Source organism: Sphingomonas sp. TF3 (assembly GCF_003985085.1).
Classification (GTDB): domain Bacteria; phylum Pseudomonadota; class Alphaproteobacteria; order Sphingomonadales; family Sphingomonadaceae; genus Sphingomonas.
In genome coordinates, this window is the sequence record NZ_RWKS01000029.1 from 17,007 (window position 1) to 36,840 (window position 19,834).

Annotated in this window: 13 protein-coding genes; 9 read left to right on the forward strand and 4 right to left on the reverse strand. The window is 62.1% G+C overall.

The genetic code is table 11. The annotated features are described in order from the left end of the window. The first annotated feature begins 1 nt into the window (after position 1). The 5 genes from EJC47_RS18400 (at position 2) to EJC47_RS18420 (ending at position 10,230) form a co-directional block, all read left to right on the forward strand. Positions 2-853: a fumarylacetoacetate hydrolase family protein gene (locus EJC47_RS18400; RefSeq protein WP_033966187.1), complete on the forward strand. Its 852-nt coding sequence runs from the start codon at positions 2-4 to the stop codon at positions 851-853. 465 nt (positions 854-1,318) lie between these two features. Continuing rightward, positions 1,319-2,647 (forward strand): tyrosine-type recombinase/integrase, encoded by a 1,329-nt coding sequence (locus tag EJC47_RS18405; RefSeq protein WP_260591659.1) that lies wholly within the window; start codon positions 1,319-1,321, stop codon positions 2,645-2,647. Between the two features lie 277 nt (positions 2,648-2,924). Further along, positions 2,925-3,698: a hypothetical protein gene (locus EJC47_RS18410; protein ID WP_126849229.1), complete on the forward strand. Its 774-nt coding sequence runs from the start codon at positions 2,925-2,927 to the stop codon at positions 3,696-3,698. Positions 3,699-3,757: 59 nt separating this feature from the next. Continuing rightward, positions 3,758-4,936: an ATP-binding protein gene (locus EJC47_RS18415; protein ID WP_126849230.1), complete on the forward strand. Its 1,179-nt coding sequence runs from the start codon at positions 3,758-3,760 to the stop codon at positions 4,934-4,936. Continuing rightward, on the forward strand, positions 4,933-10,230 hold the full coding sequence (locus EJC47_RS18420; protein ID WP_126849231.1) for a phosphorylase family protein: 5,298 nt from the start codon (positions 4,933-4,935) through the stop codon (positions 10,228-10,230). Before EJC47_RS18415 ends, EJC47_RS18420 begins: the two co-directional genes overlap by 4 nt. A 40-nt stretch (positions 10,231-10,270) precedes the next feature. Here the strand turns inward: EJC47_RS18420 and EJC47_RS18425 are convergent, their stop codons facing one another. The 3 genes from EJC47_RS18425 to EJC47_RS18435 all read right to left on the reverse strand — a co-directional run bounded on the left by EJC47_RS18425 (position 10,271) and on the right by EJC47_RS18435 (position 16,627). Then, entirely contained in the window at positions 10,271-14,053 is a 3,783-nt protein-coding gene (locus tag EJC47_RS18425; RefSeq protein WP_126849232.1) for an SIR2 family protein, read from the reverse strand. 293 nt (positions 14,054-14,346) lie between these two features. Then, positions 14,347-16,332, reverse strand: a complete 1,986-nt coding sequence (locus EJC47_RS18430) for a hypothetical protein (protein ID WP_126849233.1) — start codon at positions 16,330-16,332, stop codon at positions 14,347-14,349. Next, positions 16,319-16,627, reverse strand: coding sequence for a hypothetical protein (locus EJC47_RS18435; protein WP_126849234.1), 309 nt, complete (start codon positions 16,625-16,627; stop codon positions 16,319-16,321). Before EJC47_RS18435 ends, EJC47_RS18430 begins: the two co-directional genes overlap by 14 nt. Before the next feature lie 358 nt (positions 16,628-16,985). Between EJC47_RS18435 and EJC47_RS18440 the strand changes: the two genes are divergently transcribed. The 4 genes from EJC47_RS18440 (at position 16,986) to EJC47_RS18455 (ending at position 19,561) form a co-directional block, all read left to right on the forward strand. Further along, the gene (locus EJC47_RS18440; RefSeq protein WP_126849235.1) at positions 16,986-17,243 is read left to right on the forward strand and encodes a hypothetical protein; all 258 of its coding nucleotides are present in this window, start codon (positions 16,986-16,988) and stop codon (positions 17,241-17,243) included. A gap of 149 nt (positions 17,244-17,392) precedes the next feature. After that, positions 17,393-17,884 carry a hypothetical protein gene (locus EJC47_RS18445; protein ID WP_126849236.1) on the forward strand — a complete coding sequence of 164 codons (492 nt, stop codon included), beginning with the start codon at positions 17,393-17,395 and terminating at the stop codon, positions 17,882-17,884. Continuing rightward, complete coding sequence (locus tag EJC47_RS18450) at positions 17,881-18,627, forward strand: hypothetical protein (RefSeq protein WP_126849237.1); 747 nt, start codon at positions 17,881-17,883, stop codon at positions 18,625-18,627. Before EJC47_RS18445 ends, EJC47_RS18450 begins: the two co-directional genes overlap by 4 nt. A 130-nt stretch (positions 18,628-18,757) precedes the next feature. After that, complete coding sequence (locus tag EJC47_RS18455; RefSeq protein WP_126849238.1) at positions 18,758-19,561, forward strand: hypothetical protein; 804 nt, start codon at positions 18,758-18,760, stop codon at positions 19,559-19,561. A 48-nt stretch (positions 19,562-19,609) separates the two neighbouring features. Here the strand turns inward: EJC47_RS18455 and EJC47_RS21095 are convergent. Beyond that, on the reverse strand, positions 19,610-19,834 hold a 225-nt coding region (locus EJC47_RS21095; RefSeq protein WP_185867722.1), incomplete at its 5' end, for a hypothetical protein.

The window sequence follows — 19,834 nt, forward strand, 5'->3', positions numbered from 1 at the left end:
CATGAAGCTTTGCCGATTTGGTGCGCCGGGTGAAGAGCGGCCGGGGATCGTCGACGTAGCCGGTCGCATCCGCGATCTGTCGGGCGTCGTCGCCGACATCGACGCCAGCGCGCTGTCTGCCAGCGGTCTCGCGCAGCTGCGTGCGGTCGATGTCGAAGCCTTGCCGTTTGCACCGGAAGGCGCACGCTATGGCGTGCCGGTCGCTGGTACGCGGAAGTTCATCGCGATCGGGCTGAACTATGCCGATCACGCCGCCGAATCGAACTTGCCGATCCCTTCCGAGCCGGTCGTGTTCAACAAATGGGTCAACTGCCTGCAGGGGGCCAACGATCCCGTCGTCATCCCGCGCGGGTCGATCAAGACCGACTGGGAAGTTGAGCTCGGCGTCGTCATCGGTTCGCGCGCCTACACTGTTTCGGAAAGCGACGCGCTGACGCATGTCGCTGGCTATTGCGTCGTCAACGATGTGTCGGAGCGCCAATGGCAGCTGGAACGCGGGCCAACCTGGGACAAGGGCAAGGGGTTCCCCACCTTCGGCCCGGTCGGGCCGTGGCTGGTCACCACCGACGAGGTCAGCGATCCGCAGGCGCTCGGGCTGTGGCTGGAGGTGAACGGCAAGCGGGTCCAGCATGGCACCACCGCGACGATGATCTTCTCGGTCGCCGAGATCGTCGCATATTGTTCGCAATTCATGGAGCTCGAACCCGGCGACATCATCACCACCGGCACGCCGCCGGGCGTCGGCCTGGGGCAGAAGCCCGTACCCTGGTACCTCAAGGCTGGCGATAGCATCCGCCTCGGCATCGATGGCCTGGGCGAACAGCGGCAGGATTGCGTTGCGGCCGATCGTTAGACGGCGCAGGTCTACGCACCGAAGTCGATTGAGGTGGCGAAGGGATTTAAGCCCTCGCCCCCAATCTTTGCGCGGAAAAGCCGTCGCGCGAAAAAAGCCGCACACGAACGGACCGCGCATCGCACCCGCAGGTGTCGCCCGAAGGCGAAATCTTATTTCTAACCGCGTGATTTCTCGAAAGAGAAATGGTGCTGCCGGTGAGGATTGAACTCACGACCTCAGCCTTACCAACACGAAACAACCCCATTTCCAAACTTTCTCGTCCATAGCCGATATCACGAATAACTCAATTAAAACATGATATTGATAGGACGCCCACCGCCCTTTATATATCCAGCTGCCGCCGTTCTTTCGCTTTCGTGTGGATACGAATTGGATTTGAGCGTAGCCAGTTGCCTACGAATGTTTGGGCGGGTAGCGATCGCGGCACAGGCAGTGGAGGCTGGCGTGGCTGAACCGAGACGTTTGACGAAGCGCATGATTGATTCCTGCGAGCCAGTGAAGGGGCGTCCGACGTTCCTGTGGGACGGAGAATTGCGCGGCTTCGGATGTAAGATTGAGGGCGCTGGTACGAAATCCTTTGTCCTTCAGTATCGCAATGCCGAGCGCAGAAAGCGGCGTTTGGTCTTGGGCCGCTACGGCGTGATGACGCTGGAGCAAGCGCGCGACGATGCTCGTATCAAGCTCGGAGAAATCGCCAAGGGAGAGGATCCTGCGGATGAGAAGCGCGCGGCGAGAGAGGGCCTGACGGTCGGCGCCGTCTGTGATTGGTATTTGACCGAGGCCGCAGCGGGCCGGCTTCTGGGCCGCAAACGACAGCCCATCAAGGCATCGACGCTGTACATGGACCGCAGCCGCGTCGAGACCCATATCCGCCCACTTTTGGGCCGACGCCCGGTCGCCGCACTGATACTCGCCGATATCGAGGCGATGCAGACAGATATTGCGGCCGGGAAAACCGCAAAGCCGCGGGGCGAAGGTCGCGGACGCAAGACGGTGGGCGGGAAAGGTGCGGCATCCCGATCCGTCACGACGCTGCACAGTATCTTTGCGCATGCGAAGCGCCACGGTCTGATCGAGGACAATCCCGCGACCGGCGTGCGTAAGTTCCCCGATCAGAAGCGGACGCGGCGTTTGAGCCGCGCGGAGATTTCGGAGTTGGGAAACGCTCTGCGAGAGCTGGAGTCTGTGGAACATCCGGTTGGCCTGGCGATCGTCCGGCTCCTTGTTCTTACCGGATTACGGTTGAACGAAGCGCAGGGCGTTCAGCGGCCCTGGATCTCGGATGATGGCTATGTTGCCTTTGGCGATACCAAGACCGGAGCCCAAATCCGCATCATCGGCAAATCGGCACTCAAAGTGCTGCGCGGTCAGCCCGCGCTTGAGGGAAGTCCCTATGTATTCCCGTCCGATGGCGGGCAGACGCATTTCATCGCGGCTGATGGCGTGCTTGGCCGGATCTGCAAGCGTCTCGGCTGGAACGATGTCACCGCGCATACGCTGCGGCATACGTTCGGCAGCATGGCCGGCGAGCTTGGCTATTCCGAGCTGACGATCGCGGCGATGCTGGGGCATGCCGCTGGCTCGGTGACCAGCCGGTACGTCCATCTGGACGAGGCCGTGCAGTCTGCCGTTGAGCGGGTTTCTGCGGAGATCGCGGTATTGCTCGACGGAAGCGCGGTAAAGTCGATGCCGGCAGCGAGCCTGTTCTCGATCGCCGCACCATCGCTGCTGGTCGGTGGCCTTGGCGGAACGCAGGGCTTGGTAACAGTTCGGCAGAGTGCGAGGGCATGATCACGAACGAACGAACGAGCATCCGTTGAATGAGGGATAGTCTTCGATGCAGGGTTTGACGACCTGTCCGGTGTGCCAAGGGGCGTTCGGCCGATGCCGAGAGCGCGCGACGCCTCGCGATGCGTCCGCATTCGATTGCGACGGTTGTGGTGCGTTCGAGATTAGCCGGACGGCCCTGGTGACATGGTTCGAGCCCGATCGTCATCGCCTCACCGCCCTCCAACGCTCGGCGCTCAGCCATGCGTTGCGAACGGCATCGCGTGGGACATCGCCTCTGATGATCACGACCGATTGGATGGAGCGCTTCTTGCCAAGCGCGCGATTGCCGACGCCCGCGACGCAAGTCGCCAACCTCATCGCGCATATTGGCGATGTCATGGCGGAGACCGGCGAAGGATGCTTCCTTGACGATGTCGTCGATACGCCGCTCGTCGGGGCCTTCAACCGGACCATGTTCGATGCGCTTCTGAAGGAGGTTCGTGAGCGCGGCCTGGTCACGGCGGTCGATAAAGCGAGCGTGCCAAATCCCCGGGATGTCGGTGTCCTCCAGGGCACGCTGTTCGGCCTCTCGCTGGAGGGGTGGGAGCGCTACGAAGCCGAGAAGCGCGGTAAGTTTGCTGGCCGCTACGGCTTCATCGCGATGAAGTTCGGCGATGCGGTGCTCGATCCGTTCGTCGAAGCCGTGGTGAAACCCGCGATCCGCGATGCGATCGGCTTCGATCTCGTTGACCTGCGCAACGTCTCGCGGGCGGGCGTCATCGACAACATTCTGCGAGCACAGATTCGCGATGCGGCCTTTGTGCTGGTCGATCTCACCCACGACAATGCTGGCGCCTATTGGGAGGCGGGGTACGCCGAGGGCCTCGGCAAACCGGTGATCTATCTGTGCGAGCAATCGAAGTTCGATGCCGCGAAAACGCATTTCGACACCAATCATTGCACGACGGTGACGTGGTCGGCGGCAGAGCCCGCTCCGTTCGTCGAAGCACTGGTCGCGACGGTGCGGCGCTCGCTCAACCTGTTTCCCGACACGGCCGCGCCCGGCCATTGATTATGGGGAGCTTACCCCATATTAGCGTTATAAGATAAACTAGCCTAAGGTTTCTCGAATTGGACGCTCGCCTCAACCCCTATGCGCCAGGCGCTGGCACGCCGCCGCCTGAACTGGCGGGGCGCGACGACATCATCGAACGGGCTGCGGTCGCGCTCGATCGGATTCGTGCCGGGCGGTCAGCGCGGAGTGTCGTGCTCTATGGATTGCGCGGGGTCGGCAAAACCGTCTTGCTGAACCGGATTCGGCTCGACGCCGAGACGCGCGGGATCGCCAGCGTGCGAATCGAGGCACCGGAAGAACGATCACTGCCCGCGCTGCTCGCCCCTGCCCTGCGGGCCGCACTCTTCCGGCTGCGCCGGATCGACGCCGCCAAAGCCGGCTTGGGTCGGGCGATGAAGGCGCTTGCTGGTTTCGCAGGCGCATTGAAGATTAAATACGCCGATATCGAGGTTGGCCTCGATATCGATCCTGAGCACGGCCTCGCCGATAGCGGCGATCTCGACACGGACTTGGCTGACCTGATCGCCGCAGTGGCAGAAGCGGCTGCGGAGCGAGGCACAGCCGTGGTCCTGTTTGCTGATGAACTTCAATATGTGCCGGAAGACCAACTCGCCGCGCTGATCATGGCGTTGCACAGTGCCAATCAGGCGCAACTCCCGATCACCATGGTGGCCGCCGGCCTTCCGCAGCTCTTGGGCTCGATGGGCCGCGCCAAATCCTACGCGGAGCGGCTGTTCGAGTTCATCTCGATCGACCGGCTCGACGCCGCTGCTGCCCGCGATGCGCTCCGCCTTCCGGCGCTGCGTGAGGGTGTCGAGTTCTCCGACGAAGCGGTCGGCATCATCCTCGATAAGAGCAGCGGCTATCCCTATTTCCTTCAGGAATGGGGCAAGCATAGCTGGAACGTGGCGGACGATTCCCCGATCGATGGCGACGATGCTCGCCGGGCAACCGATGAAGCGCTGGCCGATCTGGACGCGAGTTTCTTCAGGGTACGCTTCGACCGGCTGACCCCGGCCGAAAAGGGTTATATGCGGGCGATGGCGGAGCTTGGCCCGGGACCGCATCGCTCCGGCGATGTCGCCGCGCAGCTCGGCCGCCAGGTGACCACCGTCGCCCCGATCCGCAATGCCCTGATCGCGAAGGGCATGCTGTACAGCCCCGCGCATGGCGACACCGCCTTCACGGTACCGCTGTTCGACAGCTTCATGCGCAGGATCATGCCCTCGCCATGACGTACAGGTCTGCTGCCGACATCTTGGAGGAAGCAGACCGGCGCGGCATGCGCCGCGCATTTGTCGTGACCGCAATGATGCTCGAGATGGAGGCGGTCCAAAGCCATATCGATCATCTGGGCTCCGTCAGCGGCGAGGACGGTGCCGTCTATGAATGCGGCGGCTTCTCCGATCTCGGTCAGGACTGGCTGGTGGTTGTTACCGAAACGGGAGAAGGCACACACGCGGCGCTCAGCGCTGTCAGCTATGCCCACCGAGCGTTTGCCCCCTTCGAGGTGATGATTCTGGTTGGTGTCGGCGGCTCACGCAAGGAAGAGGCGCCGATCGGAAGCGTGGTTGCCTCCGAGCATGTCTACATGCCGTACAGCGCCAAATACGGACCGAAAGGTCGGTCCAGCCGGCCCCGCTCATTTCAGCCGGACAGCCGTCTGATCGGCATCGCCAAAAAAGTCCGGCGGGAAAAGAAGGGCTGGCCGAGCCGCATTCGCGATCCGCTCGACTGCGTCCTGCCGCCGCGCGATGCCTATCCAGTCGATTATCCGCCGGTCGGCCTGGTGAAGCCGATCGCGTCGATCGAGGCGGTTCTCGACGATCCCAAAAGTGAACTCGAGGCGCTGATCGCCGAGGATTATGGCGATACCTACGTCGTCGAAATGGAAGGCTATGGGGCGATCTACGCTGCCAGCCGGGAACGGACACCCGGCATAGTCGTCCGCGGCGTCTCGGACATGACGCAGGGAAAGTCGCCGGAGGACGACGCGCTTCGGCAACCGATCGCGGCGGCGCACGCGGCGGCGTTCGCGTTCGAGATGTTGAGCCATTGGGGTCAGATTTATCCGCGATCGGGTAGCAGCGGCGACACGGCGGCGGTGCAGCTCGGTGCGCCGGAAACACCGGTCACGTCGGTTATAGAGGTCGCGGCTGATACCACGCCCGACGTCGCGGCCACGGGGCCCGAGCCTGTCACAGCGAAACCGGAGCCACCTGTTAGCGCGGATGTGGTGATCAACCTCAACGCGCGGATGGAGGAGGCGACGCCGGAATGGATCGCGACGCTACAGACAACGCTGCGAGAAATCTGCGGCACGGATGATATCCTGGTGGTTCGGACGGCGGCGGGCTCGGTACGGCTGTTCGTCGCCGACCCAACAGGGGCGCTGCGAGCGGTCAGCAGAACCGAGTTGCGGGAAGGACTGCTGACCAAGGCGAATGTCGAGCTGATCGGTGTGATGGCTGTGGCCGATGCCGAAGCGCTCGACGCCTCGATGGCGAATCTGGTGGCCGCATCGGCCGACCTTATGGCGTGGCCGCAGACGCTGCCTGATGGCGAATGGATCGAACGCCCCGAACTGGAGATGTTGGTCGAGCGGATCGAAGGCCAAGTGTCGAGCACCAGCGTTGTGCTGGGGCCGCCGGGTGCTGGTAAATCGGCCCTGCTGGCAGCACTGGCGCACCGCTATGTCGAGCGCGGGTGGCCGGTCCTTGGCATCAAGGCGGACGCGCTCGACCCCGATATCGCAACCGACGCCGATCTGAGGGATCGGCTCGGGCTGGACAGGTCGGCCGGCACCGTCATCGAACAGGTCGCGACATTCCGCCCCATCCTGGTGATTATCGACCAGCTCGATGCACTTGCGGACTATCTCGATATTCGGACGGCGCGGCTCAGCCTTTTGCTCAATCTCGTGCGGCGGGTCGGCAGGCTCGACAACGTCCACGTCATCCTCTCGGCCCGGCTTTTCGAGTTCAACCACGACACGAGGCTGCGCGCGGTTCAGGCCGAACAGGTCGCGCTGGCGCTGCCGCCCTGGAGTAAAGTGGTCGAGCTGCTCGATCAGCACGGCGTGCAGGCGGGCGGCTGGCCGCCCGATGCACAGGAACTGATGCGCACGCCGCAGGCTTTGTCGATCTACCTCCAGCTTCGCAGCAGCCGCGAATCCGAACCATTCGACAGCTACCAGGCGATGCTCGAGCGGCTTTGGGAGGAGCGGGTTCTGGCGGGCGACGAGGGTCCTCGCCGCGCCCGGCTGCTTGCCGATATCGCGGACCATATGGCCCAGGAGGAAAGCCTATGGCTGGCCGCCGCCCGGTTCGATGATCACCGTGCCGACCTGAAGGCACTCGAAGCCGTCGGCATTCTGACCGCAGTCGATGGCAGTCTCGGCTTCAGTCATCAGACATTGTTCGATTTCGCACTCGCGCGCAGCTTCGCTCGCGAGTCCGGACGGCTCTCGAAATATGTGCTTGAGCGGCAAAGTTCGCTGTTCCTGCGGCCGAAGCTGTGGGCCGGGCTTACCTATCTGCGCGGCGTCGATCGCAACGCCTATCAAGTCGAGCTCGAAGCGATCTGGACCGCGCCGGATCTGCGCCGGCATCTCCGCTTCCTGTTGATCGACTTCCTTGGCCATGAGGCCGCGCCGACGGATCGCGAGGCGCTGCTGATGGAGCAGGCGCTCGTGCTTCCGGCTGAACGCTGGCGCGCCTTCCGCGCCCTGAGCGGTAGTCGCGGCTGGTTCGAGCGGTTTGCCCATAGCTTCATCAGTGAGGCGATGACGGCGGACTACCGGTCAGCGGATCGGATGATCGAGGTGCTGTCCCGCGCGTGGCCTTTTGCGTCGGGGAAAGTGGCGGCACTGGTAGCGGATCGATGGTTGCCGGACCCGGCCTATGACGCTCGCGCTTGGGTCGTGGTTCAGAACGCGGCCGATTGGACCGATGAGGTCACCGACATAGCCTGCACTATTGTCGCGCGTACCGACATCGCGCCGATGATGATCGATCATGTCGTGGCGACGATCGGGATCGACCATCCCGAGCAGGCATTGCGATTGGTGCGAACGCGGCTTGAGCGGCAACTCCGCATCGCGGAGGGCGAGGCGGCCGAGAAGGCCAAGGTCCCCAAGCCCAAATTCGAGAAACATGAGGACCACTTTGTGTGGTTCATCAAAAACGACCCGCGCGATCCGATCAAAAAACTGATCGAGGAGCGGCAGGAGTGGGACAGCCTGCCCGCGCTGGCTGAGCAGTCTCCGGTCGTCTTTCTCGACACGCTCTGGCCCTGGTTTCGCTCGGCGTTCGAAACGCTCGCGCGCTTTGCCGAGGAGCGTGAAGGTTATCTCGGTTATCCATTGCCGAGCGAGGGCCACTTCCAGTTCGACGAAGAGCAGGGCGATAGCCTGCCCGAGCCGGTGCTGCTGCACGCGCTTCGCGTCGCGGTCGAGCAATGGGCCGCGACCGACAAAGACGCGTTTCTTGCTTGGGCAAATGTCCAGATCGGGATCGCGCTGGCACCAGTGCAGCGGCTCGTTGCTCACGCCTTCGCCCATCTCCCCGAGGTCTATGCCAAGGAGGCATTGGCCTATCTTCTCGATGATCCGCGCCGTTTCTGTCTTGGCACCGCCGGGACGTTGAGCAGCACGACAAAGGGACTGGTCGCGGCCGCCGCCCCTTATTTGACACCGGATGACGTGGCACGCTTCGAGGCGGCGGTGACCAGTTTTGCGCCGCCGCCTCCGCGAGACCAGACGAAACCGGAAGAACGCCGTTCTTGGGGACGCGCGGTTCGTCGCGTCCAGCTCGACTTGCTGCGAGCCCTCCCGAAACACCAGATGAGTGCCGCCGCGCGCCGCCGCGTCGCCGAAGAGCAACGTGTCTTTGGGACTCGCGACATTGGCTCTCGCTTCACCGAAGCGCGGATGATCGGTTCGCCGATGGATGCCGATGTGATCGCGCGCGCCAGCGATGACGATGTGGTCGGGGCCTTTGAGGCATTGCCTGACGTGACGGGGTGGGATCACCCCCGGAGCTTCATGGTTGGGGGCAACATTCAGCTATCGCGCGAGTTTGCGACCTTCGCCGCGCAGGATCCGGCCCGCGCGCGCCGTATACTCGATCGTCTTGGACCCGACACCGGCACCCGCGCCGCCGGGTACGCGCTCGACGCGATGGCGGAGAGCGCCAGCGGCGACGATGTGATCGCGCTACTGAGCGACGTCACCAATCGCGGCTTTGACGGGGAAGAATTTCGTGGATCCGCGGCGCGTGCCATCGAGAAGCTGGTGCGGCGCAAAGAGCCGGTCCCCGATGCCATTTTGGAGTTGCTCGAACGGTGGCTCGTGGAGCCAGCGCCAAAGGATTCCGAAGATGGCGAGGATGCGTCGGACGATGAGGACATCTTCGATAGCGCGGTTGATGACCTAACAGAGACGTCCGAATCCGACGGCGACAGTCTTCACGAGAGCCTGGTCTGGGGGCACGGCGGTTTGTCTATTGTGCCGGGCGGTTCCTATCCGATTGTCGAAGCGCTCACACGGGCTCGGTTGGCCCGGAAGGAGGGCGACCGACTGATCGACACGCTGGAGCGCTATCTGGCCTGCGACAAAACCGTCGAGAATTGGGATCATTTGCTGCTGTTCCTGCCCCATGTCGAAACCGCCGATCCGGCGCGCCGAACGGCGTTTCTGGAGCGGTTGTTCAACGAGGTGCCTGGCCTCGTGGGGACCAAGATGGCGGCGCATTATCTCGCAAACGCACATTGGCATGAAGCTGCATTCGTGGAAGCGCAGCTTGACCGCTGGCGGGATTCGAGCAGCCGTCGAGCCCGGATGGCCTATGGCGAGATTGTGGCTATCGCCGCCGTCGTGCAGCCTGCACTTGATTGGGCGCGCACGCGCCTTGAGATTCTCCTCGACGACGAAGCGATGGCCGATGCGCGCGTCGGCGCTGTGCATTCGGCCGCCAATCTATGGGTCGATCCGAAGCATCGGTCACACGCAAACCCGATCCTCGTCCGTGGACTGGAGCGCGGACCTGGCGCCGTATGGCCGGCGGTCTTCGACGTTTTCCGGATGGTGGACGAGCTTTCACCCGATGCCGAAACGGCCGCTCTTCTGACGACGATCGCCGATCGCCTCACCGGCGGGGTCCAGGTCGACGCCACCTTTGTCGTGGAGCGGCTTGCGTCGCTGCTGCCGCACCAGGCCCTTTTGGTTGCTCGGCTGTCCGAGCGTCTGATCGAGCATTGGCGCGATGACCTCGGCAATATTCAGACAAGCACGGCCTTGGCCGCTGCCGACCTCGTCAATCTGGCTGTCACGCTTCACCGATTGGGGCCGGAAACACGCGACGTTGGCACGTCGCTGTTCGAGCTCCTGATCGAAATCGAATCCTACGCGGCGATGGAGACGCTCGAAGAGATCGACAGCCGGTTTCGGGCGCGGCCGGCGACGTCGCGGCGTCGTTTGCCTCGACGGCAACGGCAAGCCAAGCGGACTATGCGACGTTCGGCGGGATAGGATTGGTTGTACCGCATTAGAATGTTGGCAGGTTAAACGATCAGCGCGCAGAGAGCCGACGCCGCAAATCCTGCAGCCGGGAATCGTGAGCATAATCGCCGTTACCGAGGGCTTCGATCACCTTCTCCGTCCGGTACGGCCAGAATTCCGCGTTCTCCGGCAGCACAGCGATCAGGAAATTCAACAACGCGTCGGGGAACTCTGCGGCAAGTTTCTCAGCGCGGCTGGCGTCCATGAGCCACATGAGATCGCGCCCTACGGGAACGATGAGATCGCGCCCAGCCTCGACTAGGCGCGGGAAAAGGGCACCCCCGGCGAGGATATACCGCGCAACCGCATTGGCCACGGGTTGCGATCGAGCGGCCTGCTGCCTTGGCCAGACATGTTCGATAAGATCGAGTGCCCGCTCATCCCAAGTACTGTCCGGCGTCTGCATCCAGCGTTGACTAGTACTAAGCAATTGCAGGCGCAGCTCTTCAGGGCCGGTGAGCAGCGCTTCGCGCAAACTCGCATCCGAAATAGCGTTGCCCGACGCACGGACTTCTGTCCCGCTCCACGCCCAGAGAAGGAATGCTGCAAGAGCGGTGTTCCATCCGCGTCCTGATCGCCGTTCCGCCGCGAGCGCGGGGAGCTCGGGACCCAGTATCGCAAACAGCGATGGGGTGAGACCCTTTGCTCTGAACAGGCCCGACCAAAATGCATCGCGACTTTCGTCGGCAAGCCGTGTTGCGAGCAGATGCGCGTCGCTCCAACCTGGTGCGCGGGCATACAGATAGTTCACGTTGTTCATGGCGAGCACGAGCGCGTGCAGGCCGACGTCGCCGGGCAGCGCCAGCAATGCCGTCAGGCGCTCAAGCCAAATTGGCGCGATGTCCCCACCGGCATCGGTCGACGTCGATTTGTGGACGGCGAGGTCGGCGAGCCGTCCAGCTGGAGAATTGATCGCCTCCAGAACCCAGTCATGATCCTTAGCACCCGTGACCAGGACGCCCGACCCGGAAAGTGCGGGGTAGGATCGCATCGCGCTGATCAAAGCTTCCCAAAGGCGATCGACTAGTCCGTCGAGGGTGCCGCTCAGCTTATCATATGCAGCCTCGAACCAGCGTGTGGCGGGACGAACGATCTGCGCCAGTTCCCCCCCTTCGAGCGCTAGAAGACTAGCTCCAATGGTACGGGAGAGGCGCGTTGAGTCGTTCTTGCGATTATCCGTCTCGAGGAAAGAGCGCCAAGCCCATTGCTCGTCGTTGAAGGTCGCACGCCTGAGCGCGGCGAGTGCCCGTGCTGGGCGCTGTTCGACAAGTCCGGCGAAGGGACGAGCCTCGTGAAACATATCGACGTGGCGGCCACTGACCGATCGGGCCCTGGCGAGAACTTCCCCGAGGGGAATGTCGAGGAGAGGAGTCGGATCGGTGTCGAACGTGACCATCCCTGTCGTCGCCTCATTGGATTCGTCAGCGGCGTGGGCACTCGCCGCCGTCCATTTCGGCTGGATCGCTTTGAGGCGAGCGATTTCCCGGTCAGCATCGAATTCGAAGGCGCAGCCTCGGTCGAGGAGCCATTGAATTCGTTCGAGGGAATACCACGCGGCTCGTTCGAGATGCTCCTGTGGAACATCATCATCGCTCGGGGCAGGGCCGTCGAGTAGTCGCTGCCCGATCGCGGTGCGCGTTTCGATGGGTAGCTCGGACCATCGTTTCGCAAGGGTATGGAGTAGGTCGCGTTGATGATCGCGATCCCAGAAATTCTCCTGATCGAGTTCGGTAAGAATCCTGCCCGCCTCTGCGGGCGCCATCACGTCCTTTCCCGCGGCCCAGATCGTCGCGCGCACGAACGGGGGTTCGGATCGACGGAGCCAGTTTCCAAGCTCGGCCGCGACAATCGTCGGCTTGAGCGCAGCCAGGCGATCCAGCACGGCGATCCAATCGCGGAAAAGCGCGGTTAGGTCGTCCCCGATCGCGTCGTTCCCATTGGGATCGGGTTCCGGCTGGGTGAAAGGGCCAAGGGAATAGTAGCCGAACCGCACCATGTTGATCAGCGCGCATGCGGCATCGATGGTCGCCGAAAGCGCCCGCTCATAGACTTCCAAGAAATTGTCCGGAATTTCGCGCAGAACATCGGCGTCGGGATAGTCCAGATCGAAATTGAGCAGATGATGCAGTTTCCCTGGTGCGGACGGCGGGCGCCATGACCCAAGCGCACGCGAAATCCTCAGTCGTGGCCGACGCAGTGCGGCGAGCTCCCGCGCGCGGTCATTTGACCATCCATCAACCTTTATTGTCTCGTCGAGGCGATAGAAGGGGAAGGTCGCGTGCTCTGACGATATACGTTCGGACTGGGAGACCAGGAGCCGCCATCCCTCCCGATACTCTGACGATGATGTGCCGGGAGTGGCCTCAAGTGCGCCGACGATCTTGCCAGAGATGGCCGGATGAAGCCCGATTTTCTCGGCAGCCCACCACATTGTCGCGGGCTCGTGCGCGACGGAGACAACCCACTCGCCCAAAGAACGCAGGCGCTGCGGCAGGAGTCCAACCTGAGCTGCGCTGCCCCCATAGAAGTGGGGCGCTGCACCCGGGTCGAGCTCGGTGCGGTCGCGGCGGGTAAGATGAAACGCGCTCCATGCGTCGGCTGGGACTTCGCGCCTCGTACTACGATCGTCACGCTTGTGCGCCGGGGGCGGTATATCGCTGTCGAGACCCCAGAGCTCGAACGGGTCAACGATCGGTGCATCAGGTTCGTAGCCTTCTTGTCCAACTGTCGCGTAGCGAGAGTGTGGATCAAAAACGCAAAGCCACTCAGCGGGAAGGGCTGCGCCCAATCGCGCGATCTGTTTCGCGCCCACGGTCGTTGACGCCACATGCGCAACCTGGCCTCGCACATGGGGGGCAAGTCCTGTCGGGCCTGCTTTGGCATCTTCCAAGACGGCCGAGCGCCAGGCCTCGGGCGCTCGCGCCCGTTGAGCCCAAGCCGATAACGTATCCCAGAGTGCTTTGTGGTGATTCGCCGCATCATAGGCGATCGCATCGACGCCCTTGTGAGACCATAAAGCGCGCGCTTGATCGTCTTCGCCGGCTTGGAACGCATAAATGCGGTTTGGGGCAAGCCCAGGCCTGCCCAAGGCTTCCAGCAAATACTGCACGGGCGGATCGTCCGCCGTGTAGCCGACAAAAACCAATTGATAGCGTGCGAGCAGCGAGCGAATGAACCGCGTCGCCCAACCGTCCGAAAGATAGGCACGGCCAAAATCGGCGCTCGAGAGGACAAACTCGTCGTCCAATGGATCGGCATAGTCATCGCCAATTCGGCCATGAAGATGGACGATGCCGGAAAACCGGTTCGAACGGGCCGGATCTGGAAGATCTGGTGGTCCATGCCGTGCAAGGCCAGGGTCGGCCGCTTCGAAGAGAGGATCGAAATTCGTTGTGACAAGACGCGCCACTCCGTCGGTACCGCGGGATAGGTCGAGCAGCATCTGATGCGCGCTCAGGTCATCCTTGGTGGGGCGCAGTGAAGCCGCAACGGCACGACGAACCTCTTCAACGCTGAACTCCTGTTCGAGGAGCGAAAACACGCGGTCTGCAGGAACCAGACTGCCCACGCCATCGATGTGCCCGACGCGCAGCGATGCCTCGATCACCGCTCGTGCCCGGCTCGTGTGCGACGCGCCCAACTTCTCGATGACCGCGCGTGCCAGACCATAGAAATCAGGCAGGCCAGACCGCGCTAATGAAACACCAGAGCCGCAGAAGAAAATGACCTGGCCTTCGTCACGCGCAGCGAGAAGCTCGCCTGGAATCGATGGGCCGTGAGATACGAAACGCATGGGCAGTCTCTGCCGTTTTATGAACTTGTCGTCCACGTTCGAACACAGGCATGACCGCGTTCGTCACAGGGCTACTGGCGGCTGCCGCCACGACCAACGACCACGTTGTCCTGGTCGAAGATACGCGGAAAAAACGAGACTTATCGCCAAAAAATGGCGAGTTTTAAGCTTGAACTGTCTGAATTTTCGGGTGTTAAGACCCTGATCCGCCGAATTATCGGGTTTAGCGTCAGCCCTGCAGAGCAGCGAGGAACGCCTGTCATCCAGGTATGGGCAAGGGGCCCGTCTAACTTTTATGCGGCCGAGGCGCATGGGAGGTTCGGCTGAGCGGTCGGCTCGGTGAAGAGCCGCCACATTTCGCGTCCGGGGAAAATCGGGTTCCGCGCACGCTCAATGTTGTCGAGGGCGGCCTGCGCGCCACCCATGACGATTTCTGTGAACTCGGATGAAGACGCACCTTCGGCGAGCTTCACCCAGCGCTCATAGGATGCCTGCTGATCACAGATGTAATCTGGGTCAGAGGCCGGCGACTTGCGCCGGACAAGCGCCAAGGCACCCTCAGCGCAATAGGCGCAGATCACGGTTCCGTTTTGCGAGGTCACCAAAGGCTCATTGGCCGCTGGCGCCATTTCGCAAAACTGGCAGTGCGGTTTGGAGGGATCGGCCCGCTCAGGACTCGTCGTCGGCGGCGGGAGCATTATCGACCACTTCACGGTCGGGCGTCGCGGGTGGTCTTCTGGCATGGCCGCGAATGCCGCCCCGGCGACGAACGCACATTGATCGCAGATAGACACCCGGCCACTGGTGACGACCAGGCGCGTTTCAGCGACGTCGAAGCCACAAAAGGCGCAATTGTATCGCGGTCCCGGCGGCGCACCCGGACTGGCTGACGGCATCGGACGGTCGGTGAGTTGGTCCATTGCCGGCACGCGAACAACAATGTCGGCCCAGAGACGATCCAGGTCTTCCCGCTCGGCTGGGTCGAGCGTGTCGCCAAACCCCGCTTGGTGCTCCATTTCCAGGCGCATGAGATTGAAGCGAAGTGTCGCCCCGGCACCGAGAAATTGCTGTTCGAGCTTTTCTCCCTCTTCCTTCAACGACAGGAGAAATTCCAGCCGGTCCAGCAGGGGATGGCGTTCCATGTAGTTCATGAGAGCTACGCGTCGGTAAACGACCTTGATCATTGAAACCTGATAGAAGAGCCGCGCACGGTCCGCTTCGCGGGTCGCTTCGATCTCCTCGACTTGCTGATAGAGGGCTTCGACCTCGGCTTCGGGCAGTTCGTCAAGGACGACTCCCCGGAACAATTCTTTCTTGGAAACATGAACCTGGGCCGCGACGCGGCGATCGCGGGTCAGGCTGTCCATTGCCGCCAGCGCAAACATCGCGTGAAGATTGGCCCACCATTCGCGCGCAATGTCTTCGGCCAGAGTGCGCACTCCCTCGGCTTCCAGCAGACGGAACTCCAAGGCGTAGATATCGCAGAAGGCTTCCTCGAGAAAATCGACGCGCTCGAAGATGTCGGCGAACGCCTCGAAGCGATGCAGGCGGGCTTGCAGTCCGCGCGCATCGCCGCGAGAAAGCAGATCGCGCTCGATGTTGACGATGTCTTCTGACCGTTCGTGAAACACGAAGCGGTTGATGTAGTCCTTCATCGACAGGGTGATGTCTTCGTAGCGCGGGTCCTGTTCCTGCTCCGTAAGCAAGGATCGATCTCCGCTGAACGTCGCCCGCAGCAGGCGCGTCAAATCGTCGGTGCAAGCGTGCACTGTCTGCAGAAGCGCCCCTACATCGGCGCCACCATGTTTGTAGGCCACATGCCCAAGCTCATGCCCGCGAATGAACTTTTCGATGGCCGATGTCTCGGCGCCGGCTGAAGCCGTATCGAAGCCCCGGTCGCGGTCTACGAGGCGGGTTTCCGTCCGAAGGCTGTCGCTCAACAGGCGCGCTTCTCGCGGCAGGCCCGAAGCGACGAGGCGAAGGACGAGATAGTGGAACAGCACATAAATCGGCCAGATGTTGCTTCGCGATGTCTCCCGGGCCAGGCAAAGCGCGTGAATCCAGCGAGCCTGGACCTCGTCGACGACAACAAGGTTCACGTCGCCGAATCGGAATCCTTGGCTTCGCGCCTCAATCGAGGCCACGTGGGAGACCCAGACGCCCTCCGGAAGCGATGACGGTGTGGGAGCGGTCAGCGTTGCGAGGCTGATGTCCAGACGGAGAAGCGAGCGATCGCGACGGATCGCGTGTTCAAGCGACTCGCCGCTAACGGGCGGCATCGCGCTGCAGCACGTCGAGTAGCTCCGCGACCTTTGTCTCGGAAACGCCTTCGACAACGAGCTTGCCGTAGCGAAGTTTGACGTGCTTTCTGGCGTCGATCTGCGCCAGCACGATCTTGGTGATCGCAGCGACCAGGGGCAGGCCGACGGTGGTGAACGTCACCATGATCTGGTCCAACCCGTCGAATCCCGCGGACCCCTGAACGAAGGCGTCGTCGGATAAGGCACCGAGCTCCGTCGCCACGTCCTCGTCTTCCGCCAAGAGCGAGATCTCCAGAGGCGTTTCGCTCGGCACGGTCTTCCCCCAGGGTAGCAGGTCTATTGGTTCTCAGTAACGAACAATTCCGAGGTCTGGCAAGGAGCGCACGACCGGCTATCCAAACTAAATCAACGCGAGAGATTCCAAGGGTCAACGCGATTCAGCTTATCCGAACTGAGCGCCTTGACACAAGCGGTGCAGTTTTGCACATGATGTCCACATGAGCACAATCCCACTCCCAGCCGGCGTCCCCGCCATCCGACGTTACGGGGTTGGCGACCGCCTTCCCGTGCAGGCGCAGCGCATTTGGTTGATCTTGGCCGGCTTTGTGAGCGGACGAGAGACACCGCGTTCAAACGCGCGGACACTCACCTATGGAGAACTCGCGCTCCGCATGGGGTATGCCGATACCCGGGCCGGCCACATGCTTTCTCGCCAACTCGGCATTGTGGGCAATTATTGCCTGATGAACGACCTTCCGGCGCTGAATGCGATGGTGGTCAACGCCGCGACCAAAGAACCCGGCGGCGACGTTGTGCTGACGCCAGGGCGCACCTTTGGGCAAGAGTTGCGGGCGATCTACCGTCAGGATTGGTATGAGGTGGGCGTCCCGACAACCGGCACGTTGCGCAAGGTCTGGGAGTCGATGTGAGCGCCCATTCACCTGACTGCGGTATCGATCGCCTCTTGCTCGTTTCGCCGAGGTGGCACTTGTTCGAGGTCATCTCTGTTTGGTCCTATTGACACCAAACCCTATGCGCGGTATTGGTGTCATCAGAACCAAGTACGCGGGAGCAGCTCATGCTAAAGGACCTGCCGCGCGTTTCATCCGCGCGTGCCGCCGAAATCGTTGACGTGGGTTATGAGGGCTTCCGCTCATATTTGAAGCGCGGTCTTCTCGGACGTGTCGGCATGCTGCCTGGTTTTCATGCCGCCGGTAGCGATACGCATGATGATCCGGCGCCGCGCAGCGGGTGGAAGCAATTTGGCTTTCCCGATCTCTGCCTGATGCGGATCGCCAAGCTGCTGATGGATGCCGGCTTCACCTTCGCTAGTGCCAACGGCGTCGTATCGCAGCAGAAAATCTGGTCGCGGATGGCACATGACGTGGAGCCCGTGGACCGCTTCCTGTTGATCTGGCCGCCTTATGGCGATCACATCATCTTCGATGCTGAGGACCTTCATCACCTGCCTGCTCGCATCACGGAGGCCAAGGCGCTCGGCGTCATCACGCTGCTGAACCTCGGCGACGTCGAGCGATATGTTTCAGGCAAACTGGCCCTCACGGAATGACGCCGATCGATCTTCTTGAGGATGCGCAGCTGCTCTACGGGCGGGCGCAGGACCATATCGGCGCCTTCAACCGGCTCAACGCTAGCCTTTGGCAGCTCAAGCACGGACGCCTGCCCGACGGCACCTTCACAGGCACGCTTGTGCTCGATCGCGCGGTGCTTCGCGCCATGAAGCCGGTCATCAGCGACATCGCCAATAATCTCATCCATGCGCTCGATCATGTCGCCGCAGCGGTGAGCCGGGCCGCCTCCAGCGGCAGACCCAGGAATCTCTATTTCCCGATCGCCCCCGACGATGCGGCCTATGAGGTGAAGCGAAAGCCGCTCGAGAAGCTGCTCGACCCGCAATGGCTCGACCTGTTCGCGGCGGTACGGGAGGCCCACAAATCCTATCAGGGCTATCTCTGGCTGCTCAAAGAGATCTCCAACAGCGGCAAGCATTGGGAGTTGATCGCTGGCGGTGCCAGTGCCCTCGCGCTGGCCTGGAACCCGCCGGGCGAACGGCAGCAGAGCATTGTCGAGATTCCGCGGGACCACTTTGCGGCGAACGACCACTTCAATTTCTGGAAAGGCGCCGATCCCGTCCCGGCGCTTCCGTTCCAGATCATCACCCAACATCGCTTCGAAGGACTTGATGGCGGTGCCGATGCGAGCGCGGATTCTGTATTCTCGACCTGCTCGCGTTTCGTCGCGGATGTCATCGCAGAGAGCCGTCAGCGCCTCGACGGGGCGGCCGGCAGCTAGGGCTTCCTGATCAGCGAGACATTGAGCGCTCGCAGCCCAGGTTCGGGGTTAGCAAATCGAACGTGATCGACAACGGGACAAGCCGGGTTAAGTGCGGAGCCAACGGCAGGTAAATTCGCTAAGGCAAAGCATGGCTGTCGAGAAACTCTATATCGATCTTCTGGCCTTTGCCGCCGCAGAGAAGCCGTCTGTTCCCTTGGAAGCTCGCATGATGGAGTTTCTGGAGCGAGAGCCTGCGACCGAATCCCTGGATGGTGCTGCCTTTGCGCAAATCAATGGATCGCAGACCAAGGCTGACTATCTTCTGGGTGGACGCCGGCTCATCGCCGAACTCAAGACGATCAACGCCGATCCACAGGACCGGATCGAACAAGGTCTGAAGGAGCGTTTTGCGCAGCCGGACGCGCCGATCGTGTTTGGCACGCTTGGTGTCTCGAAGGTCATCGAGGGTCTTCCGGACAATCAAGCCCTGAGCAAGATGATGGTCGATGTCGCGGGCCGTGCGGTGCGGCGGCACCTCCCGAAGGCAAACGACCAGATTGCTGCGATCAAAGAGAGGCTGGATCTGCCGGATGCCGGGGGTCTCGTTATCCTGATGAACGATGCGGAGCCGATGATCGACGCAAGTGCCATCGGCTATGCGATCAAGAGCGCGTTCGAAAATGTAGAGAGCGGCTATCCGCACATCACCAGTGTCTGGATGAGTGTGGTAAGCCACAGGATTCGTATGCCCGGGGATCGCCTCGGCTATCCGCTGCTGCACGTCTTCAAGAGCCTCGAGCGGCAGGCCGAGCTGGACTTCATGGCCCGCATGCTGGACGCTTGGGCGCGCTTCAACGGTTCCCGAATCGAACGCCTCGAGCATCGTGGCGATTGGGACGTTATGCGTCCTGTCTATGACGGTCCCACACCGACACTGGCGCCATTCGAATAACAGCGTTTTGGCGCGTCATCGATGGGAATGACGCGGAGCGTTCAAGCTTCAGGCCCGATGAAGCCCGATCTCGAACTGGCCCACATCCCCGAACTGACTGCCGTTGAACGTCGCGGGCAATTTCCCCCCAGTTGAGGCTGCGCCATAGCCTGGAAACAGGGTGATCCCACCTGCGCTATCGACGCGCGCAAGCATCATCAATCCGCCGATCTCGCCAATGGCAGATTCGTCGATGAGTTCGGAAAGCGCGAGCGTGGGATTGTAGCTTATGTC